General features: G+C 71.3%; 28 protein-coding genes and 1 tRNA gene. 9 read left to right on the top strand and 20 right to left on the bottom strand.

What is annotated here, in order from left to right; genetic code table 11:
* Positions 1-111: 111 nt before the first annotated feature.
* Positions 112-894, bottom strand: coding sequence for an HAD-IIA family hydrolase (locus ACK1X7_RS19470; RefSeq protein ID WP_385145522.1), 783 nt, complete (start codon positions 892-894; stop codon positions 112-114).
* A 208-nt stretch (positions 895-1,102) separates the two neighbouring features.
* Between ACK1X7_RS19470 and ACK1X7_RS19475 the strand changes: the two genes are divergently transcribed.
* The gene (locus ACK1X7_RS19475; RefSeq protein WP_211125359.1) at positions 1,103-1,291 is read left to right on the top strand and encodes an antitoxin; all 189 of its coding nucleotides are present in this window, start codon (positions 1,103-1,105) and stop codon (positions 1,289-1,291) included.
* Between the two features lie 24 nt (positions 1,292-1,315).
* Here ACK1X7_RS19475 and ACK1X7_RS19480 read toward each other — a convergent pair whose 3' ends face one another.
* Positions 1,316-3,112 (bottom strand): hypothetical protein, encoded by a 1,797-nt coding sequence (locus ACK1X7_RS19480; RefSeq protein ID WP_413115408.1) that lies wholly within the window; start codon positions 3,110-3,112, stop codon positions 1,316-1,318.
* Between the two features lie 116 nt (positions 3,113-3,228).
* Positions 3,229-4,392 (bottom strand): ROK family transcriptional regulator, encoded by a 1,164-nt coding sequence (locus ACK1X7_RS19485; protein ID WP_385145559.1) that lies wholly within the window; start codon positions 4,390-4,392, stop codon positions 3,229-3,231.
* Positions 4,393-4,460: 68 nt separating this feature from the next.
* Here ACK1X7_RS19485 and ACK1X7_RS19490 point away from each other — a divergent pair, with 68 nt between their 5' ends.
* On the top strand, positions 4,461-5,561 hold the full coding sequence (locus ACK1X7_RS19490) for a Gfo/Idh/MocA family protein (RefSeq protein WP_385145526.1): 1,101 nt from the start codon (positions 4,461-4,463) through the stop codon (positions 5,559-5,561).
* On the top strand, positions 5,558-6,034 hold the full coding sequence (locus tag ACK1X7_RS19495) for a heme-degrading domain-containing protein (RefSeq protein ID WP_398160342.1): 477 nt from the start codon (positions 5,558-5,560) through the stop codon (positions 6,032-6,034). The genes ACK1X7_RS19490 and ACK1X7_RS19495 overlap by 4 nt, the downstream gene beginning before the upstream one ends.
* Positions 6,035-6,127: 93 nt before the next feature.
* Here the strand turns inward: ACK1X7_RS19495 and ACK1X7_RS19500 are convergent, their stop codons facing one another.
* The 6 genes from ACK1X7_RS19500 to ACK1X7_RS19525 form a co-directional block, all read right to left on the bottom strand.
* Positions 6,128-6,994: a fumarylacetoacetate hydrolase family protein gene (locus tag ACK1X7_RS19500; protein WP_413115409.1), complete on the bottom strand. Its 867-nt coding sequence runs from the start codon at positions 6,992-6,994 to the stop codon at positions 6,128-6,130.
* Positions 6,995-7,120: 126 nt separating this feature from the next.
* Complete coding sequence (locus ACK1X7_RS19505; RefSeq protein ID WP_413115410.1) at positions 7,121-7,636, bottom strand: YidC/Oxa1 family membrane protein insertase; 516 nt, start codon at positions 7,634-7,636, stop codon at positions 7,121-7,123.
* Entirely contained in the window at positions 7,626-7,784 is a 159-nt protein-coding gene (locus ACK1X7_RS19510; RefSeq protein ID WP_413115411.1) for a hypothetical protein, read from the bottom strand. The genes ACK1X7_RS19505 and ACK1X7_RS19510 overlap by 11 nt, the downstream gene beginning before the upstream one ends.
* A 167-nt stretch (positions 7,785-7,951) precedes the next feature.
* Positions 7,952-8,272, bottom strand: a complete 321-nt coding sequence (locus tag ACK1X7_RS19515; protein ID WP_385145533.1) for a DUF6412 domain-containing protein — start codon at positions 8,270-8,272, stop codon at positions 7,952-7,954.
* A gap of 205 nt (positions 8,273-8,477) precedes the next feature.
* Positions 8,478-9,242 carry a class E sortase gene (locus tag ACK1X7_RS19520; RefSeq protein ID WP_413115412.1) on the bottom strand — a complete coding sequence of 255 codons (765 nt, stop codon included), beginning with the start codon at positions 9,240-9,242 and terminating at the stop codon, positions 8,478-8,480.
* A 49-nt stretch (positions 9,243-9,291) separates the two neighbouring features.
* Positions 9,292-10,614, bottom strand: coding sequence for a DUF445 domain-containing protein (locus ACK1X7_RS19525; RefSeq protein ID WP_385145537.1), 1,323 nt, complete (start codon positions 10,612-10,614; stop codon positions 9,292-9,294).
* 277 nt (positions 10,615-10,891) lie between these two features.
* On the opposite strand from ACK1X7_RS19525, the gene ACK1X7_RS19530 reads away from it, so the two are divergent.
* A complete protein-coding gene (locus tag ACK1X7_RS19530; protein ID WP_385145539.1) occupies positions 10,892-12,199 on the top strand; it encodes an SGNH/GDSL hydrolase family protein in 1,308 nt (435 codons plus the stop codon).
* Between the two features lie 58 nt (positions 12,200-12,257).
* Here ACK1X7_RS19530 and ACK1X7_RS19535 read toward each other — a convergent pair whose 3' ends face one another.
* The 4 genes from ACK1X7_RS19535 to ACK1X7_RS19550 all read right to left on the bottom strand — a co-directional run bounded on the left by ACK1X7_RS19535 (position 12,258) and on the right by ACK1X7_RS19550 (position 15,737).
* A complete protein-coding gene (locus ACK1X7_RS19535) occupies positions 12,258-13,061 on the bottom strand; it encodes a DUF1707 SHOCT-like domain-containing protein (RefSeq protein WP_398160340.1) in 804 nt (267 codons plus the stop codon).
* 76 nt (positions 13,062-13,137) lie between these two features.
* Complete coding sequence (locus tag ACK1X7_RS19540) at positions 13,138-14,106, bottom strand: ABC transporter ATP-binding protein (RefSeq protein ID WP_390793522.1); 969 nt, start codon at positions 14,104-14,106, stop codon at positions 13,138-13,140.
* A 19-nt stretch (positions 14,107-14,125) separates the two neighbouring features.
* A complete protein-coding gene (locus tag ACK1X7_RS19545; protein WP_385145561.1) occupies positions 14,126-14,890 on the bottom strand; it encodes an ABC transporter permease in 765 nt (254 codons plus the stop codon).
* Between the two features lie 46 nt (positions 14,891-14,936).
* On the bottom strand, positions 14,937-15,737 hold the full coding sequence (locus ACK1X7_RS19550; protein ID WP_385145545.1) for an ABC transporter permease: 801 nt from the start codon (positions 15,735-15,737) through the stop codon (positions 14,937-14,939).
* A 278-nt stretch (positions 15,738-16,015) separates the two neighbouring features.
* On the opposite strand from ACK1X7_RS19550, the gene ACK1X7_RS19555 reads away from it, so the two are divergent.
* Positions 16,016-18,358 carry a transglycosylase domain-containing protein gene (locus ACK1X7_RS19555; RefSeq protein WP_385145547.1) on the top strand — a complete coding sequence of 781 codons (2,343 nt, stop codon included), beginning with the start codon at positions 16,016-16,018 and terminating at the stop codon, positions 18,356-18,358.
* A gap of 128 nt (positions 18,359-18,486) precedes the next feature.
* Here ACK1X7_RS19555 and ACK1X7_RS19560 read toward each other — a convergent pair whose 3' ends face one another.
* Positions 18,487-18,789, bottom strand: coding sequence for a GroES family chaperonin (locus ACK1X7_RS19560; protein ID WP_052393151.1), 303 nt, complete (start codon positions 18,787-18,789; stop codon positions 18,487-18,489).
* A 149-nt stretch (positions 18,790-18,938) separates the two neighbouring features.
* Positions 18,939-19,301: a DUF3618 domain-containing protein gene (locus ACK1X7_RS19565; protein ID WP_216340847.1), complete on the bottom strand. Its 363-nt coding sequence runs from the start codon at positions 19,299-19,301 to the stop codon at positions 18,939-18,941.
* Positions 19,302-19,440: 139 nt separating this feature from the next.
* On the opposite strand from ACK1X7_RS19565, the gene bcp reads away from it, so the two are divergent.
* Positions 19,441-19,908: a thioredoxin-dependent thiol peroxidase gene (gene bcp / locus ACK1X7_RS19570; RefSeq protein ID WP_361495225.1), complete on the top strand. Its 468-nt coding sequence runs from the start codon at positions 19,441-19,443 to the stop codon at positions 19,906-19,908.
* 58 nt (positions 19,909-19,966) lie between these two features.
* A tRNA-Leu gene (locus ACK1X7_RS19575) sits at positions 19,967-20,050 on the top strand.
* Between the two features lie 66 nt (positions 20,051-20,116).
* Here ACK1X7_RS19575 and rdgB read toward each other — a convergent pair.
* The 4 genes from rdgB to ACK1X7_RS19595 all read right to left on the bottom strand — a co-directional run bounded on the left by rdgB (position 20,117) and on the right by ACK1X7_RS19595 (position 22,367).
* Positions 20,117-20,752 (bottom strand): RdgB/HAM1 family non-canonical purine NTP pyrophosphatase, encoded by a 636-nt coding sequence (rdgB, locus tag ACK1X7_RS19580; RefSeq protein ID WP_385145549.1) that lies wholly within the window; start codon positions 20,750-20,752, stop codon positions 20,117-20,119.
* Positions 20,753-20,775: 23 nt separating this feature from the next.
* Positions 20,776-21,171 (bottom strand): hypothetical protein, encoded by a 396-nt coding sequence (locus ACK1X7_RS19585; RefSeq protein ID WP_413115413.1) that lies wholly within the window; start codon positions 21,169-21,171, stop codon positions 20,776-20,778.
* A 79-nt stretch (positions 21,172-21,250) separates the two neighbouring features.
* The gene (gene rph / locus ACK1X7_RS19590; RefSeq protein WP_208519755.1) at positions 21,251-21,982 is read right to left on the bottom strand and encodes a ribonuclease PH; all 732 of its coding nucleotides are present in this window, start codon (positions 21,980-21,982) and stop codon (positions 21,251-21,253) included.
* 151 nt (positions 21,983-22,133) lie between these two features.
* Complete coding sequence (locus tag ACK1X7_RS19595; protein WP_044574606.1) at positions 22,134-22,367, bottom strand: glucose PTS transporter subunit EIIB; 234 nt, start codon at positions 22,365-22,367, stop codon at positions 22,134-22,136.
* Between the two features lie 198 nt (positions 22,368-22,565).
* On the opposite strand from ACK1X7_RS19595, the gene ACK1X7_RS19600 reads away from it, so the two are divergent.
* Both ACK1X7_RS19600 and ACK1X7_RS19605 read left to right on the top strand, forming a co-directional pair.
* Entirely contained in the window at positions 22,566-23,816 is a 1,251-nt protein-coding gene (locus tag ACK1X7_RS19600; protein ID WP_385145553.1) for a PTS transporter subunit EIIC, read from the top strand.
* A gap of 86 nt (positions 23,817-23,902) precedes the next feature.
* A complete protein-coding gene (locus ACK1X7_RS19605; protein ID WP_413115268.1) occupies positions 23,903-25,144 on the top strand; it encodes an IS30 family transposase in 1,242 nt (413 codons plus the stop codon).
* Between the two features lie 81 nt (positions 25,145-25,225).
* Here ACK1X7_RS19605 and ACK1X7_RS19610 read toward each other — a convergent pair whose 3' ends face one another.
* On the bottom strand, positions 25,226-25,978 hold the full coding sequence (locus tag ACK1X7_RS19610; RefSeq protein ID WP_086706504.1) for an MBL fold metallo-hydrolase: 753 nt from the start codon (positions 25,976-25,978) through the stop codon (positions 25,226-25,228).
* Between the last annotated feature and the right edge of the window lie 5 nt (positions 25,979-25,983).

Below are 25,983 nucleotides of genomic sequence, written 5' to 3' on the forward strand. Positions count from 1 at the left end.
AACCTCCCGATACCAAGAGGCTCACGCGCCCGGCGGGGGCCCGCATCCGCTGCGGGCGCCTACTGCGCCATCCGGGGGTTCCCGGCCGGTCAGGCAGGGTCCCTCGCCGGGTCAGGCGATGCGTTCCACGAGGTCCGCGATGGAGTCGACGACCGTGGACGGGCGGTACGGGTACCGGTCCACCTCTGCCGCCTTGGTCACCCCGGTGAGCACCAGGAAGGTTTCCATACCGGCCTCGAGCCCGGCCCGGACATCGGTGTCCATCCGGTCGCCGATCATCGCGCTGGACTCGGAGTGGGCACCGATCGCGTTCAGCCCGGAGCGCATCATCAGCGGATTGGGCTTGCCGACGAAGTACGGCTTCTGGCCGGTGGCCTTGGTGATCAGCGCGGCCACGGAGCCGGTGGCGGGCAGCGCACCCTCCGCGGAGGGGCCGATCTCATCGGGGTTGGTGGCGATGAACCGCGCACCGTCGTTGATCAGCCGGATGGCCTTGGTGAGCGCCTCGAAGCTGTACGTACGGGTCTCGCCGAGCACCACATAGTCCGGCTCGACATCCGTAAGGACGTAGCCGATGTCGTGCAGCGCGGTGGTCAGCCCCGCCTCCCCGATCACATACGCGGTGCCGCCGGGGCGCTGCTCGTCCAGGAACTGGGCGCTGGCCAGCGCCGACGTCCAGATGTTGGCCACCGGGACGTCCAGCCCGATCCGGGACAGCCGGGCGTGGAGGTCGCGCGGGGTGTAGATGGAGTTGTTGGTGAGCACCAGGAAGGGCGTGCCGGACTCGCGCAGCCGCTTGACGAAGGCATCGGCACCCGGCACCGGTATGCCCTCGTGCATCAGGACGCCGTCCATGTCGGTGAGCCATGACTCGATCGGCTTGCGCTCTGCCACTGGTTGCTCTCCGCTCGGAATCGACCTTTGGCGACGACCTCAGCCTAACCGGGGAAAGTCTTGGGGAGACCCCCGTGTCCGGGAGCACAATGCGTTCGCCGTCCGTTCGCGCCCCGTCCCAGCGCGACAGATCCGCACAGGTGTCTGATCCTGAGGAGGGGCGGATTCCACCCCTCCCTGGAACGAGCCGGACCGTAAGGAGGCCGCGATGGGCATGATGGACAAGCTCAAGGGCGCGATCAGCAAGAACCCCGACAAGGCTCGGAAGGGCACTCGTAAGGGGGCCGAGGCCGCTGACAAGAAGACGGGCGGCAAGTACTCGGAGCAGATCCAGTCCGGCTCGGACAAGATCGACGACGAGCTGCGCCGCCGGGGCGAGGGGCCCCGGGGCCAGTAGCTCGACATCGGGGACATCGGGGCTTCAGGTCCCCGAGCGCCGGGTCTTCACCACGAGGACGGTGCCACAGGTCACGAGCGCGGCGCTGATGACGCCGAGCCCCGCGAGCAGGGCGGTATGACGGCCCGTCGCGGCGAGTTCGGGGATCCGCTCGCGCTCGTGGCCGCCGTCCTGCTCATGGCGTCCGTCGGTGCCGGTGCTGGGGTCGGTGCTGGGGTCGGCTTGGGACTCGCGTCCGGGGTCGGTCTCGGCTCCGGGGTCGGTGCCCGGGTCCGTTTCAGCGCCGGGGTCGGTCTCGGTGCCCAGGTCGGATTCGGCGCTGGGGTCGTCGGTGTCGGTCTCCGTGCCCAGCTCGGTGTCGGTGCCCAGGTCGGTGCCGGTACCGAGGTCGCTGTCCGCGTCGAGGCCCTCGTCCAGGTCGGTACCGGTACCGGCGTCGGCGTCGGCGTCCGCCTCGGTGTCCGTACCTGCCTCGGTGTCGGCGCCCGTGTCGGTGTCGGCGCCCGTGTCGGTGTCGGTACCCGTGTCGGTCCCGGTACCCGTGTCGGCATCAGCGCTCGCGTCCGCGCCGAGGTCCGCGTCCGCGTCGGCGTCCATGCCGGTGTCGGTGTCGGCATCCGCACCCGGCTCGGTAGCGGTACCCGTGTCCGCACCCGTATCCGTATCGGCGTCCGCTCCGGTGCTCGCGTCCGCGCCGAGGTCCGCGTCCGCGTCGGCGTCCATGCCGGTGTCGGTGTCGGCATCCGCACCCGGCTCGGTAGCGGTACCCGTGTCCGCACCCGTATCCGTATCGGCGTCCGCTCCGGTCTCCGTGTCCGTTCCGGCACTGGGATCGGTGTCTACGTCGGCATCAGCGTCGCTGTCGGCACGGGGCGGCACCGCGGCCGGATGGCTCTCCTTATGGCTTGCGCCGGGGCTCGGTGTCCGGCTCGGCTCGGCGGAGGGCCGGGCCTGCTCGGGCGTTCGCGTCGGAGCGGCCGTGGGGCTCTTGGAGCGGGTGGTCGGCTGCGGCGCGGGCTTGGTCTCGGCAGCTCCGTCGGTAGCGGCTCCGGCGTCGACACCGGCGTCCGTCTCCCTATCCCTGACGGCACCCGTAGCGGCCCTCGTCCGCGGTCCGGTGCCCGTCTGGGCCTCGACCCCCGTCCCGGACTCCGCGCCCGTCCCGGACTCCGCGCCCGTCCCGGTACCCGCACCCGTGCCCGTGCCCAAACCGCTCGCCCCCGTCGTCGCCGCCGTGCCGATGCGGAATTCGTAGTCGTTCGACTGCCCCACCCAGTCGCCGTCGTCCGCGCGCCGCTGTACGGCGATGGCGTTGGCGGTCACCGGCCCCTCGGGCGCGTCCTCGGTGAAACGCGTGCGCACCTGCACATCGACGGTCTTGTGCGCGGGCACGGTGAAACCCTTGAAATGGCTGTTGTCGAAGACCCCGATGTTCTCGTCCTCGTCCGTCGTCTGGAAGGGGACGGCCCGCCAGGTGGCACCGCCCTCCGCGGACGGGTCCAGGAACTCGAAACCAATATGCCGGGGCCGCAGTTCACGGGCCTGGTCGACCAGAACGGCGATGGGGTGGATGGCACGGCAGCCGGTGTCCGTGGCGTTGCGCAGTTCGAGGTGCCAGCCGCGCCAGCCGCCGCCCCGGGCGTACTGATCCGGCCCATCGCGCAGATGGGCCTCGATCGGGAAGTCGGAGGCGTTCCGGCCCCCGCAGGCGGCGGAGTCGGCCTCGGCGGCGTACACCGGGATTCCATAGAGGGCGGGGGCGAACGCGAGCGCGGCCGCCGGAAGGACAGCTCGTAGGGACAGTGCGGTGGGCAAGCGCATGAGTGACCTCTGCTGTGCGGGGTTTCCCCGAGCACTGCGCTACATTCCGCGTCCGCACGCCGACACACCGCACCAGGCCCGGATTGCCCCCGACTGGCGGTCAGGATCCCCCTCGATCAGCCCAGTGCGAACAGCGGTGCGAGTACGAGCCGGGCGGCGCCCTCGACCACGGCCCGCCCGCCCCGCTGTACGACATCCACGGGCACGGGGAGGCGGCTGGCGCGGGCGGAGTCCTCGGCGATCATCGTGGCCACACCGTGAACGTAGGGCTCGGGATCGGCCAGCACCACCCGGCCGCCCAGCAGCACCCGGTCGATGTCGAGGAGCCGTACGAGGTTGGCCGCGCCGACGCCGAGCAGCCGCGCCGCGTCCGTATGGTCGCCGCGTGCGACGGCGGCCAGGCACAGCGCCTCCAGGCAGCCGCGGTTGCCGCATTCGCAGGGCGGCCCGTCGAGCTGGATCACCTGATGCCCGAACTCCCCCGCGTCGGTCCGCGCCCCCCGGTACACCTCTCCGCCGAGCATCAGACCGGCGCCGAGCCCCGTGCCCAGATGGAGATACGCGGCCGACGCGGCGGTCCCGGTGGTCACCAGCCCGAGCGCCGCGGCGTTGGTGTCCTTGTCGAGGACGACGGGCAGGGCGAGCCGCTCGGCGAGCGCGTCGCGCAGCGGGAAGCCGTCCCACTGGGGGAAGCCGGTGACGCGGTGCAGTACGCCCGAGCCGTGGTCGAGCGGTCCGGGCGTGGCGACGCCGACGCCGAGCAGCCCACCGAGCAGCCCGCCGCCCGCCGCGCCACCCGCCACGCCGCCGGTCGCGCCGCCGGTCTCCGTGCCGGTCCCCGTAAGGCCGGTCCCGGCGTCCGCGAGGAGCGCCCTGACCTCGGCGGTGGCCGCCGCGAGCGCCTCCTCCGCCCGCGCGCCGAAGTCGAAGGGCGCGGTGCGGGCGGCGACCGGCGTGCCCGCGAGGTCGACGAGGACGGCCGTCAGCTCATCGCGGTCGAGCTGAAGCCCGATCGCATGGCGGGCGCCCGGGACCAGGCGGAGCACGGCGGGCGGTTTGCCGCCGGTCGAGGCGCGCTGACCGGCCTCCACCGCCAGCCCCTCGGTCCTCAGCCGCGCCGTGATCTTGCTGACGGCCTGCGGGGTGAGGCCGGTGTGGGCGGCCAGCTCCGGTCGGCTGACGCCGTCCTCGCCCGCGTCGCGCAGCAGACGCAGGATGAGCGCGGCGTTATGGCTGCGCAGGGCGGTCAGATTGGCTCCGGGCCCGGCCGCCCCCGACATGGTGCTGTTCACCCCTCCATTGTGGCCATCGCTTGCGCTTTAGCAACACTGTTGCCAAAGTGGCCCTCATGGATGCCATGGATGACAGCAGCACCGTCCGCGTGGGACTGATCGGCTACGGCCTGGCCGGATCCGTCTTCCACGCCCCCTTGATCGCGGCCACCGAGGGACTGGTCCTGGACACCATCGTCACCTCCAGCCCGGAGCGGCAGCGGCAGGCACGCGCCGAGTTCCCCGATATCCGTCTCGCGGACTCCGCCGATGAGCTGTGGGGCCGGGCGGATGAGCTGGACCTGATCGTCATCGCGTCCCCGAACCGCACCCATGTGCCGCTCGCCCGCGCCGCCCTCGATGCGGGGCTGCCGGTCGTGGTGGACAAGCCGCTGGCCGCGACCGCCGCCGAGGCCGAGGAGCTGGCCGCGCTCGCCGAGGCCCGCGGGCTGCTGCTGAGCGTCTTCCAGAACCGCCGCTGGGACAACGACTTCCGCACCCTGCGCGCGCTGCTCGCCGAGGGCGCGCTCGGCGACGTACAGCGCTTCGAGTCCCGCTTCGAGCGGTGGCGGCCGCAGCTCAAGGGCGGCTGGCGGGAGTCCGGCGACCCGGCCGAGGTCGGCGGGCTGCTGTACGACCTGGGCAGCCACCTCGTCGACCAGGCGCTCACCCTCTTCGGCCCCGTCGACTCCGTCTACGCCGAGGTCGATGTGCGCCGCCCGGGGGCGCAAACCGACGACGACACCTTCATCGCGCTCACCCACACCAGCGGCGTCCGCTCCCATCTGTGGATGAGCGCGATCACCGCCCAGCTCGGCCCGCGCTTCCGGGTGCTGGGCAGCGGTTCGGGCTATGTGAAGTACGGCCTCGACCCGCAGGAGGCCGCCCTGCGCGAGGGGCTGCGCCCGGGCGACCCGTCCGTCGAATGGGGCACCGAGCCGGAGAGCGAATGGGGCCGGCTGGGCGCCGGAGAGTCCCCGCTGACCGGCGGCGGGGTCCCGGTGCCGACCCTCCGGGGCGACTACCCCGCGTACTACGCCGCCGTCGCCGCCGCCCTCCGCGACGGCACCCCGCCGCCGGTCACCGCCGCCGAGGCCGCGGCCGCCCTGCATGTGCTGGAGGCTGCCCGGCTGTCGGCCGCGGAGCGCCGTACCGTCCGGATCGAGGTCCCCGCATGAGCGAGCACGCCAAGCTGATATCCCGCATCGAGGAGCAGGAGCGCCGACTGCGCCTGCCCCGCTTCGACAACGACGACGCCTGGCGTCTTGGCTGTCTCATCGCCGACCTGGCCCAGGAGCGCGGCGCCGCCGTCACGATCGGCATCCACCGGGCCGGTCAGCGGCTCTTCCACCGCGCCCTGCCGGGCACCTCGCCCGACAACGACGCCTGGCTGGAGCGCAAGTGCCGGGTCGTGGAGCGCTACGGGGCGAGTTCGTACCTCGTCGGCGCCCGCTTCCGCGCCAAGGGCGCCAGTTTCGAGGAGTCCTCCCGCCTCGACCCCGACCGGTACGCCGCGCACGGCGGCGCCTTCCCCCTCCATGTGACGGGCACGGGCGTCATCGGCGCGGTCGCCGTCTCGGGGCTGCCGCAGGCCGAGGACCACGCACTGGTGGTGGAGGCGCTCGAGCGCTATCTGCCGACGACGGCCTGAGGCGACGACGGCTCGAGACGGCCGCGCGGAGGGGCGGCCCCGACGGGGCCGCCCGCCCGGCATCCGGGCCCGGCATCCGAGACCGGCATCCGGCTACGCGTCCTTGAACTCCTGGCGCTGGCGCCCCAGTCCGTCGATCTCGAGCTCGACGACATCGCCGGAGCGGAGGTACGGCTTGGGCTCGGGGCGGCCCATGGCCACGCCCGCCGGGGTGCCGGTGTTGATGACATCGCCGGGGTAGAGGGTCATGAACTGGCTGAGGTAGCGGACCACCTGGGCCACGCCGAAGATCTGGTCCGCGGTGGTGCCGTCCTGCTTGACCTCGCCGTTGACCCACAGACGCAGGCCCAGGGCCTGCGGATCGGGGATCTCGTCGGCGGTCACCAGCCAGGGGCCCAGGGGGTTGAACGTCTCGCAGTTCTTGCCCTTGTCCCACTGGCCGCCGCGCTCGATCTGGAAGGCGCGCTCGGAGACGTCATGGGCGATCGCATAGCCCGCGACCGAGGCGAGGGCGGCCTCGTCGGAGTCGAGGTAGCGGGCGGTGCGGCCGATGACGACGGCGAGTTCGACCTCCCAGTCGGTCTTCACGCTGCCGCGCGGCACGAGGACCGTGTCATCGGGGCCGACGACCGTGTCCGGGGCCTTCATGAAGATGATGGGCTCTTCGGGGGCGGTGGCGCCGGTCTCGGCGGCGTGGTCGTGGTAGTTCAGCCCGATGCACACGATCTTGCCGATCCGGCCGAGCGGCGGGCCGATCCGCACCCCGCCGTCCTCGATCACGGGCAGCGCGTCGTCGCCCTCCCCGGCCGCCGCCGCGCGCAGCCGCGCGAGGGCGACCTCGTCGGCGAGGAGGGCGCCGTCGATGTCCGGGACCAGGGCGGACAGATCGCGCAAGGTGCCGTTCTGATCGAGCAGCGCGGGGCGTTCCGCGCCCGCCGGTCCGACTCGCAGCAGTTTCATCCCAAGACTCCCGAGGTCACAGGCCGGTGCGAGGCGCCTACCGGCTGATCGATCCTCCCTTCAGGGGCGTCCAGCCCGCAAGACCTCATTCACGGACTGGGACAGCGGTTTCACTCGTGACTGCCGTCATCCGCGGTGCAGCAGGGCCCGTTCCACCGCCGTCCAGGTGGTGCTGGTCGCCAGGTACAGCGCCGCCGCCAGCGGGACCACGGCGGCGGTGACGAGGGTCCCGAAGGAGAGCAGCGGCAGCGCCCGGGCCACTCCGGGCGCCCCGGGGACGGTCGTCCTGCGGGCGCGGAGATACGTCCAGGTCGCCACGGCCGCGATCACCGCGAACAGCCCGAGGTAGACCAGACCCGGCGCACCGCTGAACGCCCCGCCCCACCGGGCGCCGAGCGGGGCCCCGGCGAGGGTGTGGTCGAGGAGGTCTCCGGCGCCGCTGCCGGTGGAGAACACGTGGTACATCACGAAGAAGACCGGAAGCTGGGCGAGCGCCGGGAGACAGCCCGCCAGCGGTGACGCGCCCTCCTTGGCCCGCAGCTCCGCCATGGCGCGCCGCAGCCGCTCGGGGTCGCCCTTGTGCTTGCGGCTCAGCTCCGTGAGCTTCGGCGCGAGCGCGGCCCGCGCCTTCTCACCGCGCACCGCGGCACGGGCGAGGGGATGCAGCGGCGGCGCGGACGCACAGCGTGAACAGGACGATGGCGGCCGCCGCCGCGGACGCGCCGAAGAGCGGGTCGAGGCCGCCCGCCATGGTGGTCAGCAGGGAGCCGAGGGAAGAGAAAAAGGACATGGGAGCCCTCCGCGGGTCTCGTCGTGCCGGAGTGAGGAAGACATCGGCGTGACGAGCCGCGTGGCGCGGCGGTACGCATGCTGGAGCTTCCGGGGGCTCCGCCCCGGCCCCCGCTCCTCAAACACCGGAGCGGCTGGGGGTTCCGCCGTACAGCGAAATGGGTGCGCCTACGCGGCCGTCGGCAGCCGACGGCCCGGCGCTCGCGGCCTCGGGCGTCCCGAGGCGTCGGGATCCCGCTGGGGCAGGAACGCCGTACGGCGCTCACGGTCCCGTATCGCGGTGCGAATCCGCCCGGCGGGGGCGGGTATTCGGCCGCGGGAGGCGAGGATCGCGCAGGTCAGCAGCGCGGTGGCGACGGCGGCCGTGGCCGCCACGGTGGCGGCGAGGGCGACGGCGCTGACGGTCCCGCTCTGCACCGGCAGAACCCCGGTCAGCAGAAACAGGCAGACGCCGAGCTGCATGCGCAGCGCTTCGAGTCGTCGCGACACCGTCACACCCCTCTCCCGGCCGGTCTCCCCTCCAGGCTCCCCGTCAGTCTAAGCGGCCTCGATGAAGTCCGGTGCGGTCGGATGCGCCCCGAAGGGGCGCGGGGCTGTGTCAATGTGCGGCTCCGCCGCGTGGGACCAGCCACGACGGCGCCGCGGACGAACGACGGCACATCACTGCACATCACGGCACATTCCAGCGGAGCGCTCAGTGGCCCCCGCCCGGGTCCCGTGGGGCGGCGGCCCGCAGCCGGGCCCAGACCACCAGGCGGTAGCGGGAGGTGAATTCGGGGGTGCAGGTCGTCAGCGTGAGGTAGTAGCCCGGTTCGGTGTAGCGGTAGCGGGGATGGGCGGAGCTGTACGGCACCCGGGCGACCACCGCGCCGTCGGCGGGCGAGGTGCGCGGCAGGGTGCGCTCGACCGTGTACGTGTAGCGGGCGTCGGCGGTGTCGATGCGCACCGTGTCGCCCGGGCGCACCTCGTCCAACTGCCGGAAGGGCTCGCCGTGGGTGTTGCGGTGGCCCGCGAGGGCGACATTGCCCGCCTGGCCCGGCTGGGCGGTGCGCGGATAGTGGCCCACATACCCCTTGTTGAGCACCGCCGCGCGGCCGATGCCCTCCGCGATGGGCACCGTAAGGCCGATACGCGGGATCCGGAGCACGGCGTACGCCTGGTCCCGGCGCGGCCCCTGGCCGCCGCCCCCGGTCGCCCGCTCACGGTCGCGTCCGTCCCCAGGAGGGGAATCGGAGGACCGCGTCGCCCCCGGCGCCGGTGTCGCGGACTCGGCGGCCCCGTCGCGCCATTGCCGCTCCAGTACGCCCACCTCATGCCGTGCGCCCGCCCTGGCCTGCCGGTTGGTCCACCACAGTTGGTGGACGACCAGGAGCAGCACCACGAGCCCGAGGGTGACGGCGAGTTCACCGGCCGTCCACAGCCCCCGGGCGAGCACGGCCCGCCCTCGACGACGTCGCACGCGCGCACCATAGGCCAGGCCGCGCGCACCTGCCAGAGACAGGGCGCGGCTATCCGCCCATCGCCCGCGAGACCGTATAGATCACCAGCCCGGCCAGGGCGCCCACCACCGTGCCGTTGATCCGGATGAACTGAAGATCCCGGCCGATATGGGCCTCGATCTTCCGCGAGGTGTGCTCCGCGTCCCAGCCCGCCACCGTCTCGGTGATCAGTGAGGTGATCTCGTCCCGATACGTCGTCACCACATAGACGGCGGCGTCCTCCAGCCAGCCGTCGACCTTGTCCCGCAGCCGTTGGTCCGTCACCATCCGGCTGCCCAGCGAGAGAATCGCCGCCCGCGCCCGCTGCCGCAGCTCGCTGCGCTCGTCCTCGGCCGCCGTGACGATCATCGCCCGCACCGAGGCCCAGGCCGTGGCGATGATGTCCTGGACGTCGCCGCGCCCCAGCACCTCGCTCTTGACCCGCTCCACCCGCGCCCGGGTGTCGGTGTCGGACTGGAGATCCCCGGCGAAGTCGGTGAGGAAGCGGTCCAGGGCGCCGCGCGCCGGATGGGCGGGCATATCGCGCATCTCGGTGACGAAGCGCAGCAGTTCCCTGTAGACGCGGTCGCCGACCTTGCGGTCCACGAACCGCGGCGTCCAGCCGGGGGCGCCGCCGGTCACGGCCTGCATCACCGAGTCGTTGTGCTCCACCAGCCAGTCGTGGGCGCGCAGGCACACCAGGTCCACGGCGCGGCGGTGGCCGCCCTCCGCGACAACGCGCTCCAGGAGCTTGCCCAGGCCCGGCGCGACCTCCTGGGCGTCCGCCCGGCGGGTGATCGCCTCGCCCACCACCGCCTGCACATCGGAGTCGCGCAGCACCGTGAGCGCGCCGCGCAGCGCGGTCGCCAGCTCGGCCGTCACCCGCTCGGCATGCTCGGGCTGGACGAGCCAGGTGCCGAGCCGGCTGCCGATGCCGACCGCGCGCAGCCGCATCCGCACGACGTCGCCGGAGAGGAAGTTCTCCCCGACGAACTCCCCGAGGCTGGCCCCGAGCTGGTCCTTCTTGGTGGGGATGATCGCCGTATGGGGAATCGGCAGCCCCATGGGCCGCCGGAAGAGCGCGGTGACCGCGAACCAGTCGGCCAGGGCGCCCACCATGCCCGCCTCGGCGGCCGCGGCGACATAGCCGGTCCAGCCGCCGATACCGGAGGAGCGCGCCCAGGTGGCGAGCACGTACACCAGTGCGACACCGAGCAGCATGCCGGTGGCGAGCGCCTTCATCCGGCGCACTCCGCGCCGCCGCTCCACGTCCAGGGGACTGTCCGTGACAAAGGGCACGGCCGCGCCCCGGGACGGCGGGGCCGCCGTCTCACCAGTCGTTCTTCGCTCCATACGCTCCACCCGGTCGACCCGTCCCCTCATGCATTGTCTCTTTCCGGTCTCAGTCGCCCATGGGTGGAACGAACGGTGAGTTCCCGTCGTCTGTCTGGGGGAGCGACCCAGACCATTGGGGGCAGGCCGACAGGCGGAGCCGGGTCCCGCCATGGGATCATGAGTGACCGACCGGACCGCATCGGCGCTGCCGGATACCACCCGCCGTTCCCGTCCACTTCCGGAGCCCCGGGCTCCGTCCGCCCGAGGAGACAACCCGCTCATGAGCATGCCCCCAATGCCCAGACGCACGGGGTATGCCGTGCTCGCTGCGCTGGCGGCTGTGGTGATCCTCGTCTCCACCGCGATATTCATCGGGCTCGGTGGCGACAACGGCGGTACGGACTCCCGTGCGCAGGGGGCCCGCGGCGCGGCCGACCCGGCCTCGGCCGGGTCCTGGGTGGGCACCTGGTCCACCTCGGCGGCGGCCGCCGAGCCGAGGACGCTGCGCGGCCTGTCGGGCATGTCGATACGGAACGTGGTGCACACCACCATCGGCGGCACCAGCGCCCGCATCCAGCTCTCCAACTTCTACAGCAGCCGTCCGCTGACGATCACGCATGCCTCGCTGGCGCTTGCCGCCGCGCCCAGCAACCCCACCGCAGCGGCCGGCACCATGCGCCGCCTCGCCTTCAACAACCGCTCCTGGGCGACGATCCCGCCCGGCAAGGCCATCACCAGCGACCCGGTGCGGCTCGCCGTCCCGGACGCGGCCGATCTGCTGGTCACCACCTACACCCCGCAGGCGTCCGGCTCGGTCACCTACCATCCGCACGCCCGCCAGACGTCGTACATGGCGCGTGGCGACCGTACGGAGGACACCGCGGGCGCCGCCTACACCCAGCAGAGCCCTTACTGGCGCTATCTGACCGGTGTGGACGTGTGGTCCAAGCAGGCCGAGGGCGCGGTCGCGGTGCTGGGCGACTCGATCACCGACGGCATCACCTCCACCGCCGGGGCCAACCACCGGTGGACCGACTTCCTCGCCGAGCGGCTGCGCAGCGAGCCCGGCGCGCCCCGCTTCGGCGTGCTCAACCAGGGCATCAGCGGCAACCGCGTGCTGAGCGACGGCACGCAGTACCCGCCCAACAACCCCAGCGGGCTCTCCCGCTTCGACCGCGATGTGCTGTCCCGTACGGGCGTCAAGGCCGTGGTCGTCGAACTGGGTGTCAACGACATACTGCGCATCCCCCATGAGACCGACCCCGACCGGATCGTATGGGGCCTGAGGCGGCTGACCGAGCAGGCCCACGCCCGCGGCCTGCGGGTCATCGGAGCCACCCTGACGCCCTTCTACGGGCACCGGGGCTACACACCCCAGCTCGACGCCGTACGCGAGCAGGTGAACGCGCGGATCCGGGCCGGAAGGGTCTTCGACGAGGTCGTGGACTTCGACAAGGCGCTGCGCGACCCGATCAGCCCGCTGCGGCTGCGCCCGATGTACGACTCGGGCGACCATCTGCACCCGAGCGACAACGGCTACCGGGCGATGGCGCGGGCGCTGGACCTGGACCATCTGCGGGGCCGCACGGCGGCCGAGCTGTAGGCCGGAGGCTCGGGCCGGAGCCTCTCGCCGCCCCCTGGAGCGGGCCGCCGTAACAGCCCTAGTAGTCGTCGCGGCGGCGGTCCTTCTCCAGGGACAGCCGGCGCTCCTCCCGCTCCTCACGGCGCCCGTCGCGCCGTGCGCCCCGCAGTTCCCGGCGCTCGGTGCGCAGCTCGTCCCTGCGCTCCGCCTTCACCCGGCGGCGCTCCTCCTTGAGCCGCTTGTGCTCCTCCTTACGGAGCTTGCGCTCGACGCTGACCCCGCCGAAGAGCGCGAGGCCGGTGACGGTCACCCGCGGCGCGCCGGGCTCGCCCTCGACCCCTCCGCTGTGGTCGAAGCCGCCCATGATGCCGATGCCGCTGACATGCGTGTCGACGCCCGGCTCCACGGTGATCTGCACACCGCCCATGAGGGCGAAGCAGCGGATGACGACCTCACGGTCCTCGAAGCGGGCTTCGCGCAGATCGATCTCACCGCCGCCCATGAGCGTGAACGCGGTGAAGCGGCGCGGCACGGTCCAGGTGCCCTTGCGCTGGAAGCCCCCCATGATCGCGATCCCCATGCTGGACGTCGGGGTGCCGCCGATGCGCTCCCTCCAGCCGCCCGGATCGGCCGGGGCCGGCGGGGCCGGAGCGGCGCCGCCGGGCACCGGGAGGTCCCGTACCAGCGGCTCCAACTCGCCGTGGGTGCGCGCCGTGTAGGCCGCGTTCAGCCGCTCGTCGAACTCCTCCATGTCCAGGCGGCCTTCGGCGACGGCTTCGCGGAGGACCTCCGCGATCCGCTCCCGCTCGGCGTCGGAGGCCCGCATCCCGGCCGGGTCCGGGAGGTCGGGGCTCGCCCCCTGGGAAGAACCAGCGCTCGTCATACGGACAGACTAACGGCGGGCACCGGCCGTGGCCCGTATCTCGTACGCGGGTCCGCCCCCGATCCGTCTCCCGTACTCACGCTCCGCGCCCGCCGTGCAGCATCCTCGCGATCACGTCCTCGATCTCGGGCTCCCGCACCGAGAGGTCCACCAGCGGATAGCCGTCGGCGACCGCCGCGACGATCGGCGCCGCGCTGCTGGTCGCTGGGAAGGCCAGCCACTGCCGGGGCCCCTCGACCCGCACCGTCCGGGAGCCGGGGATCTCGATGGGCGGCAGCTCCTGCTCCAGGTCGACCACGAGGGTGCGTTCGCTCTCCCCCACCGCGTGCAGCCCGTCCAGCCCGCCGTCGTAGACCAGCCGGCCGTGGTCGATGACCATCACCCGCTTGCACAGCAGTTCGATATCGGTCAGATCGTGGGTGGTGAGCAGCACGGTGGTGCCCTGCTCGGCGTTCACATCGCGCAGGAACTGCCGCACCTTCGCCTTGCTGACCACATCGAGCCCGATGGTCGGCTCGTCGAGATAGAGCACCTCGGGGTCGTGCAGCAGGGCGGCCGCGATATCGCCGCGCATCCGCTGGCCGAGCGAGAGCTGACGCACCGGCACGTCCAACAGCTCGCCCAGGTTGAGCAGTTCCACACAGCGGTCCAGGTTCTCCCGGTAGCGGTCGTCGGGGATCCGGTACATCCGCCGCACCAGCGCGTATGAATCGCGCAGCGGCAGATCCCACCACAGAGTGGTGCGCTGCCCGAAGACCACCCCGATCCGGCGGGCGAGCCGCGTCCGCTCCCTGGAGGGGTCGATTCCGGCGACCCTCAGCCGTCCGCCGCTGGGCACCAGGATCCCGGTCAGCATCTTGATCGTGGTGGACTTCCCGGCGCCGTTCGGGCCGATGTAGCCCACCATCTCGCCGCGCGGCACCCGGAAGCTGATGCCGTCCACGGCGCGCACCTCGCGGCGCTCACGGCGCATCAGCCCGGCTCTGCGCCGCACCTGGAACACCTTCTCGACACCGTCGAGCTCGATCAGATCGTCCATGGCCATCCTCCCCTCAACTCCCCGTTCAGCTCCCCGTGCTCTGATACGCCCGCAGCCCCGCCCGCCAGGCCAGCCCCGCCACCGCACAGCAGCCGCAGGCGACCAGCGGCGCCGCGAAGCCGATCCGGGCCGGGAGCCCCAGCGGATCGGGGCGGCCCAGAATGTGCAGCGCCGGGAGCCAGTTGACGAAGGCCAGCGGGATGACGAAGGTGACGCCCCGCAGCAGTTCCTTGCCGAAGACCGTCGGCGGGTACTCCAGCAGCGTGGTCCCGCCGAAGGTGAAGGCGTTCTGCACCTCGGAGGCGTCCTTGGCCCAGAACTGGAAGGCGCCGCCGAGCACGAACAGCGCCCCGAAGATGGCACCCCCGCTCAGCAGCATCACCGGCAGCAGCAGCGCCCGGTCCAGCGTCCAGTCGATGTCCAGCCGGCTCAGCGACCAGCCGAGCAGCGCCGCCCCCTGGGTGATCCGGCCCAGCCGGCGCAGCGCGAAGCGGTCGGCGGCGACCTGGGCGAGTATCGGCACCGGCCGCACCAGCAGGGTGTCCATCGTGCCGTCGCGCACCCGCTGGCCCAGCCGCCCCATGGTGCCCAGCGTGAGATCGGCCAGGCCGAAGGCGACGCTGGTGGTGCCGTAGAGGAAGGCGACCTCGTCAAGGGTGAAGCCGCCCAGTTGCCCGATATGGGTGAACATCAGCGCGATCGCCACGAAGTCCAGACCGGTCGCGAGGAGGTTCCCCAGCGTCATGATCAGGAACGAGGTGCGGTACGCCATCGTGGAGCGCACCCACATCCCGACGATCAGGACGTAGGCCCGCAGCCCGGTGGACACGGCCGACTCAGCCACCCTGGACCACCACCTTCCGGGTCGCCACCGACTGGAGCACCCGCCCCGCCGCCAGCAGCACCACCATCCACCCCGCCTGGAAGGCGAACGCCCCCAGCAGCCCCGCCCCCCGGTGCTCCTCCAGGAAGACATCCGCGGGCACCTGGAGCATCGCCGCCCAGGGCAGCGCGCGGGCGATCTCGCCGAGCTGCCCGGGGAAGACGTTGAGCGGCAGGATCATCCCGGAGAAGAACAGGCACAGCAGCCCGCTGAGCATGGACAGCCCCGTCCCGTCGAGCAGCCAGAAGGAGGCGAGCGACACCAGATAGCGCACCGCGAAGCCGACGCACACCGCGAGCACCACCGACAGCAGGAACCACAGCCAGGTCAGCGGCGAGGCGGGCAGCCGGAGCTCGAAGACCAGCGCCCCGATCCCCATCGGCACCACACCGCGCCCCAGCAGTTGGAACAGCGCCCGGCCCAGCTCGGTGGCCAGCCACCACGACTGGAGGTCGACGGGGCGGTAGAGGTCCACGGCGATGTCACCGGAGCGGATGCGGTCCTGGAGCTCCTCCTGGAAGCCGCCGCCCATCAGCGCTACGGCCGCCAGCAGCGCCTGGCCGAGCCAGACGAAGGTCAGCGCCTGATCGAGGTCGTAGCCGCCGAGATGCGGCCGCTCGTCCCACAGCGCGGTGTAGGTGTAGGCGAGGATGAAGCCGAAAACGGTATTGGTGAAGACCCCGGCCACGGTGGCGACCCGATACGTCGCGTAGCGTTTGAAGCCGCTGACCGCGACGGCCGCGTACAGCCGCATCCGCCCGCCCCTCCCTCCCCCGACCTCGGCGCCCGGCCGGCGCCAAAATCCGGAGCCTAGTGGGGTGACCGGAGTGACGGCCAGGCAATATTCACCGGATGGTGTGAGCGGAATCATCCATGTGGCCGGTCACAGACCAGTCACGGGTGCGCGCCACGTCCTCGGCCCGGAACGGATGATGCGACAGTGTTTTATCGGGCGTACGACGCGAATCGCCCGACCGTGCACGATCCTGCCGCCGTGCAACCCTCGACGGCGGCTGAGGAGTCTCAGGAGACATGAGCGACGAGCCCCAGTTGATCGACGGTGGCGCGGCCGGAACGGATGCCCGGCCGGGCATCGACGATGGCAACCACGACACGCCGCACCGCGCGGACGGCCTCCCGGCGGGCAAACCGGCCAAGGGCAGAAAGGGCCGTCCCCAGCGCACCGGATGGCGCCGGCTGCTGCCCACCTGGCGCATGGTCCTCGGAGGCTTCCTCCTGATCGTGCTGCTGATCGCGGGCGGGCTCGTCACCGGCTATCTGCTCGTCGACATCCCCCCGGCCAACAGAGCCGCCATCGCCCAGAGCAATGTCTTCCTCTACTCCGACGGCTCCCAGCTCGCCCGCGAGGGCAAGGTCAACCGGGAGAACGTCCAGCTCAGCCAGATCCCCAAGCGGATCCAGCACGCGGTGCTGGCGGCCGAGGACCGGGACTTCTACTCGGAGTCGGCCATCAACCCCGAGGCGATGGTCCGGGCCGCCTGGAACACCGCCACCGGCAAGGGCAAGCAGTCCGGCTCCACCATCACCCAGCAGTATGTGAAGAACTACTACCTGGACCAGGAACAGACGGTCACCCGTAAGGCCAAGGAGTTCTTCATCGCGATCAAGCTGGACCGGGAGGTGAGCAAGGACAAGATCCTCGAGGGCTACCTCAACACCAGCTACTTCGGGCGCAACGCCTACGGCATCCAGGCCGCCGCCCAGGCGTACTACGGCAAGGACATCGGCGAGCTGGACACCGCCCAGGGCGCGTATCTGGCGACCCTGCTGAACGCCCCCAGCGCCTACGACGTCGTCGCCCATCCGCAGAACAAGGGGCGGGCCACGGGCCGCTGGCACTACGTCCTGGACGGCATGGTCAAGAAGGGCTGGCTGACCAGGGCCGACCGGCAGAAGATGACCTTCCCCACGCCCTCCGACGCCAGGGTCGCCTCGGGCATGTCCGGCCAGCGCGGCTATCTCGTCGAGGCCGTGGAGGACTACCTCACCAGCAACGGGATCATCGACGAGCAGACCCTGGCGCGCGGCGGCTACCGCATCACCACCACGATCGACAAGAAGAAGCAGGACGCCTTCGCGGAGGCCGTGCGCGACCGGCTGATGAGCAAGCTCAGCCCAAAGGACCGCAAGGTCGACCGCTATGTGCGCGCGGGCGGCGCCTCGATCGACCCGAAGACCGGGAAGGTGGTCGCGCTCTACGGCGGGATCGACTACACCAAGCAGTTCGTCAACAACGCGACCCGCCGTGACTACCAGGTGGGATCCACGTTCAAGCCATTCGTCTTCACCTCGGCGGTGCGCTACGGGTCCACCACCCAGGACGGTCAGACGATCACCCCGGACACCCTCTACAACGGCGACAACAAGCGGGAGGTCGTCGGCCCGGAGGGGCCCACCGGCTACTCCCCGGCCAACGAGGACGACGTCGACTACGGCGACATCGACGTCACCACGGCCACCGACAACTCGGTGAACTCGGTGTACGCGCAGATGGCCCAGGACGTCGGCCCCGCCAAGGTCAGGCAGACCGCCATCGACCTGGGCGTCCCCAGGAACACCCCCGATCTGCACGCCTCCCCCTCCATCGCGCTCGGCCCCGCCACCGCGAGCGTGCTGGACATGACCGAGGCGTACGCGACCCTCGCCAACCACGGCGAGCACGGCAAGTACAGCCTGGTCGAGAAGGTCACCAAGGACGGTGCGCGGGTGAATCTCCCGGACCGGGAGAACCGGCAGGCCATCCCGCGCGGCGCCGCCGACACCACCACCTCGATACTTCAAAGCGTGGTCGACGGCGGCACCGGCACCGCCGCCCAGGCCGCCGAGCGCCCGGCGGCGGGCAAGACGGGCACCGCGGAGGAGGACAAGGCCGCCTGGTTCGCGGGCTACACCCCGGATCTGGCGACCGTGGTCGCGGTGATGGGCCAGGACTCCAATACCGGCGTGCAGAAGCCGCTGTACGGGGCGACGGGCCTGGAGCGGATCAACGGCGGCGGCTACCCCGCCGAGATCTGGGCGCAGTACACATCGGGCGCGCTGGACGGCAAGCCACCGGCCGAGTTCGATCTGCGGCTGGAGGACGGGGCGAGCACCCCCGACGGCTCCCAGCCCGGCCAGCAGCCGCCGGGCTCCCTGCCGCCGGTGGTCACCACTCCCCCGACCGACGCCCCGCCGGACACCTCGGTCCCCACGGCGCCGACCGACGCCCCGCCGACGCAGCCCACCACGCCCCCGACCGTCCCCACGCCGCCGACGGACATCCCCACCGGGGGGCCGACGACGGAGCCGGGCCCGGGCGGGCCGGGTGATCCGGGTGGCGATCCGGGCGACCCAGGGGGGCCGGTGGGCGGCTGAGACCGCGGACCGCGAACAGCGGAGGGTGGTGACGGAGACCGTCACCACCCTCTGTCATGTCCGATCCCGCGGTATCCCTACCGGCAGAGCCCCGTTCCCTACAGGTCCCTACAGGTCCCTACAGGTCCCTACAGGTAGAGCCCCGTGGAGTCCTCGGCGCCCTCCAGCCGCTCGGCGGCCACCGCGTGCAGATCGCGCTCCCGCATCAGGACGTAGGCGACCCCGCGGACCTCGACCTCGGCCCGGTCCTCCGGGTCGTAGAGCACCCGGTCACCGGGCTCCACGGTCCGTACGCTCTGCCCGACCGCGACCACCTCGGCCCAGGCCAGCCGCCGGCCGACCGCCGCGGTGGCGGGGATGACGATGCCGCCGGACGAGCGGCGCTCGCCCTCCGGAATGTCGGTGCGGACCAGCACACGGTCGTGCAGCATCCGGATGGGCAGCTTGTCATGGGTCGTGTTCGCACTCACGCCATGACCGTACCTGGCCGGACGGCGCGATGACGCCTCAGGGCCGGTGCCGGGCTCCTTCGCTCAGCGGCGCGGGGCTCCTTCGCTCAGCGGCGCCGGTCGCCCTCCGCTCAGCGGTGCCGCTTGGCGCACCGCGAGGAGCGGGACGCCTTGGCGGACCGGGAGGACCTCGCCGAGAGCGCGAGCAGCCCGACCAGCCCGGCCACGGCGAGCGCGACCGGCACGATCCGCTCCATACGAGGCCGGCCCTCCTCCGACACCAACTGGCCCCGTACGCCCGTCACCACGCGGTTTGCGGACACATAGGCCCGCCCGGCGGTACGGTCCACGGCCGACGCCGCCTTCGCCTTCGCGTCCCCGATGATCGTCTTCGGGTGCATCCGCACCCCGATCTCGTCGAGCGTCACGGCGAGCTCCTGCCGCCTGCGGGCGATGTCCGCCTCGATCTGCGCAGGGGTCCTGGCATCCGACACCGCGCTGCCTCCGTACAGTCTCGATGATTCGTGATGGACAGTCTGTCAGCTCGCCCTCCTCCCCGCCCCACGGCACCCCCGGACGGGAAGCTGGCTAATGTCGGGTACGTACCCCCGACGCCACGAGGAGCACCAGACCATGAGCGAGCGACTTCAGCCCGGCGACACCGCCCCCGCCTTCACCCTCCCCGACGCGGACGGCAAGGAGGTCTCGCTCGCCGACCACGCCGGCCGTAAGGTGATCGTCTACTTCTACCCCGCCGCCCTCACCCCCGGCTGCACCAAGCAGGCGTGCGACTTCACCGACAACCTCGCCTTCCTCTCCGGCCACGGCTACGACGTCATCGGCATCTCCCCCGACAAGCCCGAGAAGCTGGCCAAGTTCCGCGACCAGGAGGACCTGAAGGTCACGCTCCTCGCCGACCCCGCCAAGGAGACCCTGGAGGCGTACGGCGCCTTCGGCGAGAAGAAGCTCTACGGCAAGACGGTCATCGGCGTGATCCGCTCCACCGTCATCGTCGACGAGCAGGGCAAGGTCGAGCGCGCCCTGTACAACGTGAAGGCCACCGGCCACGTAGCCAAGATCATCAAAGACCTGGGGCTGTGACGGACCCGGGGCCGCCGCCCCGGACCCCGTTCACCAGGCAGTACCATGACCGTGCCGAGCGGCCGTGATGGAATTGGCAGTCATGCTGGGTTTAGGTCCCAGTGGGGTAACTCCCGTGAGGGTTCGAGTCCCTCCGGCCGCACGCCGGGTGAACGCAGGCCCGGCCCGCATCATCGCGGGCCGGGCCTGCGGCGTCCTACGGGGCCGCTCACCCCAGGAGTTCGCGGACGATCGGCGCGATGGCGCGGAACGCCTTGCCGCGGTGGCTGATGGCGTTCTTCTCCTCGGGGTCCAGTTCGGCACAGGTGCGGGTCTCGCCGTGCGGCTGGAGGATGGGGTCGTAGCCGAACCCCCCGCCGCCCACGGGCTCATGACGGAGCGTGCCGGTGAGCCGGCCGGAGACGACGCGCTCGGTGCCGTCGGGGAGGGCGAGGGCGGCGGCGCAGGCGAAGTGGGCGCCGCGGTGTTCGTCGGGGACGTCGGAGATCTGCGCGAGCAGGAGGTCGAGATTGGCGCGGTCGTCGCCGTGCCGGCCCGACCAGCGGGCCGAGAAGATGCCGGGGGCGCCGCCGAGGACGTCCACGCACAGGCCGGAGTCGTCGGCGATGGCGGGGTGGCCGGTGGCCTGCGCCAGGGCGTGGGCCTTGAGGAGGGCGTTCTCCGCGAAGGTCACGCCGGTCTCCTTGACGTCCGGGACCTCCGGATAGGCGTCGGCGCCGACGAGTTCGGCGTCCAGGCCGATCTCGCCCAGGATCGAGCGCAGTTCGGTGATCTTGTAGGCGTTGCGGGTCGCGAGGACCAGACGGCGGGGGTGCGGGCGGTGTCCCTCAGTGTGTTGCTGCATAGCTCTCGATTATCGAGGGCAGGTCAGGGCTTGCAGACACCGGTCAGCTCGCCCGCCGCGTCCCTGACCGGGCTCATGTCCGGGTGCTTGCCGCTGTCCACGGACTTCTGGACGTTGTCCAGGGCCTTCTGGAGGTCGTCCACGGCCTTGCCGACATCCGCGTTGTCGGTGCGATCGCCCACCTTGTCGATGTCCTTGTCGAGAGAGTCAAGGATCTTGTCGGCGTCCTGCGGATTGACCGCGGCGCCGGTCAGGGCGTCCTGGAGGTCGTCCACGTCGTTGGATATCTCGACCGCGAGCTGGGCGCAGTCGAGGGCCTTCTCCACCGCGGAGCAGCCGACGGTGACCGGCACGACGAGCGCGATGGCGACGAGAGCGGTGACGGCGGTGGTACGGCGGTGACGGTGGCGCGGCGCCATGGAGTGGGTCCTTCCCCGGGAACGGTGCTGGTACCTGACTAAACGCCGGGCGCCGCGCGACGGTTGCTCGGTGCCCTCGTCACATCTCCTGGGCCAGCGCCGCGCGCTGGATCCCGGCCAGGGTCTCGCAGCCGGCCACGGCGAGGTCCAGCAGTCCGTTCAGCTCCTCGCGGGCGAAGGGCTCGCCCTCCGCCGTGCCCTGCACCTCGACGAAGCGTCCGTCACCGGTACAGACCACGTTCATATCGGTCTCGGCGCGCACATCCTCCTCGTAGCAGAGGTCGAGCAGGGGGACGCCGCCGACGATGCCGACGCTGACGGCGGAGACGGTGCCGGTCAGCGGCTGCCGGGTGGCCTTGATGAGCTTCTTGCCCCGGGCCCAGCCGATGGCGTCGGCCAGGGCCACATAGGCGCCGGTGATGGCGGCGGTGCGGGTGCCGCCGTCGGCCTGGAGGACATCGCAGTCCAGGACGATGGTGTTCTCGCCGAGCGCCTTGTAGTCGATCACCGCACGCAGCGAGCGGCCGATGAGACGGGAGATCTCATGGGTACGGCCGCCGATCTTGCCGCGGACGGACTCGCGGTCGCCCCGGGTGTTGGTGGAGCGCGGCAGCATCGCGTACTCCGCGGTGACCCAGCCCTCGCCGCTGCCCTTGCGCCAGCGCGGCACGCCCTCGGTGACGCTCGCGGTGCACAGGACCCGCGTATCGCCGAAGGAGACGAGGACCGAGCCCTCGGCATGCTTGCTCCATCCGCGCTCGATGGTCACGGGGCGGAGCTGGTCAGGGGTGCGGCCGTCGATACGAGACATGAGATGAGCCTATCGGCATCGCGGAGGCCCCCGGTCCGCGTGCGGCGAGGGCCCCGCTCCCGGGGGACGGCGCTCCGGGCGGCCCGGCAGGTCACCTCAGGTCTCGGCCGGTCACCCCAGGTCTCGGCCGGTCACCTCAGGTCCGGGGCGCTCACATCAGGTCTTCGATCTCGGCGGCGACGGGGTCCGCGTCGGTGCCGATGACCACCTGGATCGCGCTGCCCATCTTCACCACGCCATGGGCGCCCGCGGCCTTCAGCAGGGCCTCGTCGACCAGCGAGACGTCCTTGACCTCGGTGCGGAGGCGGGTGATGCACCCCTCGACCTCGATGATGTTGTCGATGCCGCCGAGCCCCTCGACGATCTTCTCAGCCTTGCTGGCCATGTTCGCTCCCTGTCGTCCGTTCGCCGTACGGCAAGTGGTCTACACCATTATGCGGGCGAAGACGTTACACGTCACTTGGAACGATAGATTCCTTCATCGGATCCCTACGTGCTACAACAGGTCTACACCACATGTGGTTTAGACCATAGAGCGGGCCGTCCCTTTCCCCCGAGAGCCCGCCTCACCAGGAGGAATCCGATGAGTACGGCCACCGCCCAGGCGGCGCCCGCCCAGAAGCGGGGTGCCGGCCTGTTCCAAGGACTGCAGAAGGTCGGCCGCAGCCTTCAGTTGCCGATCGCGGTCCTGCCCGCCGCCGGAATCATGGTCCGGCTCGGACAGCCCGATGTGTTCGGCGCCGACGGACTGGGCTGGGACAAGGTCGCCGCCGTGTTCAACAACGCCGGTGGCGCGCTCACCGGTGCCCTTCCGCTGCTGTTCTGCGTCGGCGTGGCCATCGGGTTCGCCAAGAAGTCGGACGGCTCCACCGCGCTGGCCGCCGTGGTCGGGTTCCTGGTCTACAGCAAGGTGCTGGAGGCGTTCCCGGTCGCCGACGCGGTGATCCAGAAGGGCGAGGACATACCGGCCAAGTTCAACGACCCCGGGGTGCTCGGCGGCATCATCATGGGGCTGCTCACCGCGGTGCTGTGGCAGCGATTCCACCGCACCCGGCTGGTGGACTGGCTCGGCTTCTTCAACGGCCGCCGGCTGGTGCCGATCATCATGGCCTTCACCGGCATCGTGGTGGGTGTCTTCTTCGGCCTGGTCTGGGAGCCCATCGGCGACGGCATCAGCAACTTCGGCGAGTGGATGACCGGGCTCGGCTCCGCGGGATCGGCCCTCTTCGGCGCCGTCAACCGCGCCCTGATCCCGATCGGCATGCACCAGTTCGTGAACACCGTGGCCTGGTTCCAGCTCGGCGACTTCACCAACGCGGCCGGCGACACGGTGCACGGCGACCTCAGCCGCTTCCTGGCCGGTGACCCGAGCGCGGGCATGTTCATGTCCGGCTTCTTCCCGATCATGATGTTCGGCCTGCCGGCCGCCGCCCTGGCCATGGCGCACACCGCCCGCCCCGAGCGCCGCAAGGCCGTGCTCGGCATGATGGTCTCGCTGGCGCTGACCTCGTTCGTCACGGGCGTGACCGAGCCGATCGAGTTCTCGTTCATGTTCATCGCGCCGCTGCTCTACGTGATCCACGCGGTGCTGACCGCCCTCTCGATGGCGATCACCTGGGCCCTGGGCGTGCACGCGGGCTTCAACTTCTCCGCGGGGTTCATCGACTACGCGCTGAACTGGAGCCATGCGACCAAACCACTGCTGATCATCCCGGTGGGGCTGGTCTTCGCGGTGGTCTACTACGTGGTCTTCCGCTTCGCGATCACCAAGTTCGATCTGCCCACCCCGGGCCGTGAGCCCGAGGAAGAGGTCGAGGACCTCACCAAGGCGTAGACCGTCGGCCCGCGCCCCGCGCGAAGGCCCCGGAACCGATTCTTGGGTTCTAGGAGTCGTCGCAACACCCCAGCTCAAGGGGTGCGATGGAGTTCGAGATCCGCAAGGTACGGACGGTGGCCCAAGGCCGTAAGAAGCTGGTCCGTGAGCGGGAGGAATACTTCCGGCTCATGGACCAGGGCCTGACCAGCTACGAAGCGTGCCGGATCGTCGGGATCAACTACCGCACCGGCAAGCGGTGGCGAAATGGCCGCACCCCGTCCGGCAGGACGAAGGGGGCGTCCCCGGCTCAGCGGCCGATGGCGCCCCCGGCGGGCCCGTCCCGGTACCTGCGGGAGACCGAGCGGATCTACATCGCCGACCGGCTGCGGGAGAAGGCCACGATCCGGGCCATAGCCGCCGAGCTGGGTCGCAGCCCCTCCACGGTCAGCCGGGAGATACGCCGCAACGGCATACCGCTGCGCGGGGATGCCTCCCGCTGGGCCTACCGCCCCTACGCCGCGCAGGCCCGCGCCGACGCCCGCCGGCCCCGGCCCAAGCCCGGGAAGATCGGCCAGAACGCGCTGCTGAGGAACTTCATCCAGCATCACCTGGACCTACGGTGGAGCCCGGAACAGATCTGCCAGGCCCTGCGGGCCCGGTTCCCCGACCGGCCGGAGATGCACGTGGTCCACGAGACGGTCTACCAGGCCCTCTACGTCCAGGGCCGCGGTGAACTGCGCCGGGAGCTGGCCAGGGCACTGCGCACGGGCCGGGTGCGGCGCAAGCCCCGCCGCCAGGCCCAGCGGCGCCAGCCGCGTTTCCGCGAGCCGATGGCCATGATCAGCGAGCGTCCCGCCGAGGCGGAGGACCGGGCAGTGCCCGGACACTGGGAAGGCGACCTGATCATCGGGAAGGACGGTGGCTCCGCCATCGGCACCCTCGTCGAGCGTTCCACCCGCTACGTGATGCTCCTGCACCTACCCGACGGCCGCAGCACCGAGCTGGTCCGCGACGCCCTGGTGGACACCGTCCAGACGTTGCCCGCCCATCTGCGGCGGTCGCTGACCTGGGACCAGGGCACCGAGATGGGCCGCCACCACGAGTTCACTCTCGCCACCGACATCCCGGTCTACTTCTGCGACCCGGCCAGCCCCTGGCAGCGCGGCTCCAACGAGAACACCAACGGCCTGCTACGGCAGTACTTCCCCAAAGGCACCGACCTCTCCGTCCACGCCCGGGACCACCTCGACACCGTCGCCGCCGAACTCAACAGCCGCCCACGCAAAACGCTCGACTGGGCAACCCCAGCCGAGCGCCTCGCTAAGCTCCTGGCCACAGCCAGTTGATCACTTGTGTTGCAACGACCCCTGGAATCCGCCATTCGGTTCCGGGGCCTTCGCGACGTTGTACGGGGCCGCGTACGGCGCCTAGACCTCGTAGACCGCGCCCGCCTTGGCCAGCTCCACCGGGCCGCCGAAGACCGCCTGGGCGTCGCGCTGGTTGATCTGGGGGTCCGTCCACGGCGGGATATGGGTGAGCACCAGGCTCCCGACCCCGGCCCGCAGCGCGTGTTCACCCGCCTGGCGGCCGTTGAGGTGCAGCTCCGGGATGTCCTCCTTGCCGTGCGTGAAGGCCGCCTCGCACAGGAAGAGGTCGCCGCCCCGGGCCAGGTCCACCAGGGCCTCACAGGGGCCGGTGTCGCCCGAGTAGACCAGCGAGCGGCCGCCGTACTCGATCCGGAAGCCGAACGCCTCCACGGGGTGGCAGACGCGCTCGGCGCGGATGGTGAAGGGGCCGATGTCGAAGCTGCCCGGGGTCAGGGTGCGGAAGTCGAAGACCTCACGCATCGACTTCTCATCGGGCAGGTCGTCGTACGCCTGGACCAGCCGCCGCTCGGTGTCCTCGGGGCCGTAGACGGGGATCGCCTCGGCGCGGCCACCGTCGTGCCGGTAGTAGCGCGCGACGAAGTATCCGCACATGTCGATGAAGTGATCGGGGTGGAGATGGGACAGCAGTACAGCGTCGAGGTCGTAGAGACCGCAGTGGCGCTGCAACTCGCCAAGGGCGCCATTGCCCATGTCGAGGAGCAGCCGGAAGCCGTCGGCCTCTACGAGGTAGCTCGAGCAGGCCGATTCCGCGGACGGGAACGACCCTGAGCATCCGACGACGGTGAGCTTCATGAAGC

The organism is Streptomyces sp. CY-1, assembly GCF_047218265.1.
In the GTDB taxonomy this organism is placed as follows: domain Bacteria; phylum Actinomycetota; class Actinomycetes; order Streptomycetales; family Streptomycetaceae; genus Streptomyces; species Streptomyces niphimycinicus.

Coding starts and splice junctions, on each gene's coding strand:
- ACK1X7_RS19480 (WP_413115408.1), bottom strand. CDS start 3,112: ATGCGCTTGCCCACCGCACTGTCCCTACGAGCTGTCCTTCCGGCGGCC.
- ACK1X7_RS19510 (WP_413115411.1), bottom strand. CDS start 7,784: ATGTCCTTTTTCTCTTCCCTCGGCTCCCTGCTGACCACCATGGCGGGC.
- ACK1X7_RS19545 (WP_385145561.1), bottom strand. CDS start 14,890: ATGTGGGTGCGCTCCACGATGGCGTACCGCACCTCGTTCCTGATCATG.
- ACK1X7_RS19600 (WP_385145553.1), top strand. CDS start 22,566: ATGAGTACGGCCACCGCCCAGGCGGCGCCCGCCCAGAAGCGGGGTGCC.
- bcp (WP_361495225.1), top strand. CDS start 19,441: ATGAGCGAGCGACTTCAGCCCGGCGACACCGCCCCCGCCTTCACCCTC.
- ACK1X7_RS19555 (WP_385145547.1), top strand. CDS start 16,016: ATGAGCGACGAGCCCCAGTTGATCGACGGTGGCGCGGCCGGAACGGAT.
- ACK1X7_RS19550 (WP_385145545.1), bottom strand. CDS start 15,737: ATGCGGCTGTACGCGGCCGTCGCGGTCAGCGGCTTCAAACGCTACGCG.
- ACK1X7_RS19500 (WP_413115409.1), bottom strand. CDS start 6,994: ATGAAACTGCTGCGAGTCGGACCGGCGGGCGCGGAACGCCCCGCGCTG.
- ACK1X7_RS19595 (WP_044574606.1), bottom strand. CDS start 22,367: ATGGCCAGCAAGGCTGAGAAGATCGTCGAGGGGCTCGGCGGCATCGAC.
- ACK1X7_RS19495 (WP_398160342.1), top strand. CDS start 5,558: ATGAGCGAGCACGCCAAGCTGATATCCCGCATCGAGGAGCAGGAGCGC.
- ACK1X7_RS19585 (WP_413115413.1), bottom strand. CDS start 21,171: ATGGCGCCGCGCCACCGTCACCGCCGTACCACCGCCGTCACCGCTCTC.
- ACK1X7_RS19475 (WP_211125359.1), top strand. CDS start 1,103: ATGGGCATGATGGACAAGCTCAAGGGCGCGATCAGCAAGAACCCCGAC.
- ACK1X7_RS19525 (WP_385145537.1), bottom strand. CDS start 10,614: ATGGAGCGAAGAACGACTGGTGAGACGGCGGCCCCGCCGTCCCGGGGC.
- ACK1X7_RS19535 (WP_398160340.1), bottom strand. CDS start 13,061: ATGACGAGCGCTGGTTCTTCCCAGGGGGCGAGCCCCGACCTCCCGGAC.
- ACK1X7_RS19530 (WP_385145539.1), top strand. CDS start 10,892: ATGCCCAGACGCACGGGGTATGCCGTGCTCGCTGCGCTGGCGGCTGTG.
- ACK1X7_RS19610 (WP_086706504.1), bottom strand. CDS start 25,978: ATGAAGCTCACCGTCGTCGGATGCTCAGGGTCGTTCCCGTCCGCGGAA.
- ACK1X7_RS19560 (WP_052393151.1), bottom strand. CDS start 18,789: ATGCTGCACGACCGTGTGCTGGTCCGCACCGACATTCCGGAGGGCGAG.
- ACK1X7_RS19490 (WP_385145526.1), top strand. CDS start 4,461: ATGGATGCCATGGATGACAGCAGCACCGTCCGCGTGGGACTGATCGGC.
- ACK1X7_RS19540 (WP_390793522.1), bottom strand. CDS start 14,106: ATGGCCATGGACGATCTGATCGAGCTCGACGGTGTCGAGAAGGTGTTC.
- rph (WP_208519755.1), bottom strand. CDS start 21,982: ATGTCTCGTATCGACGGCCGCACCCCTGACCAGCTCCGCCCCGTGACC.
- rdgB (WP_385145549.1), bottom strand. CDS start 20,752: ATGCAGCAACACACTGAGGGACACCGCCCGCACCCCCGCCGTCTGGTC.
- ACK1X7_RS19605 (WP_413115268.1), top strand. CDS start 23,903: ATGGAGTTCGAGATCCGCAAGGTACGGACGGTGGCCCAAGGCCGTAAG.
- ACK1X7_RS19485 (WP_385145559.1), bottom strand. CDS start 4,392: ATGTCGGGGGCGGCCGGGCCCGGAGCCAATCTGACCGCCCTGCGCAGC.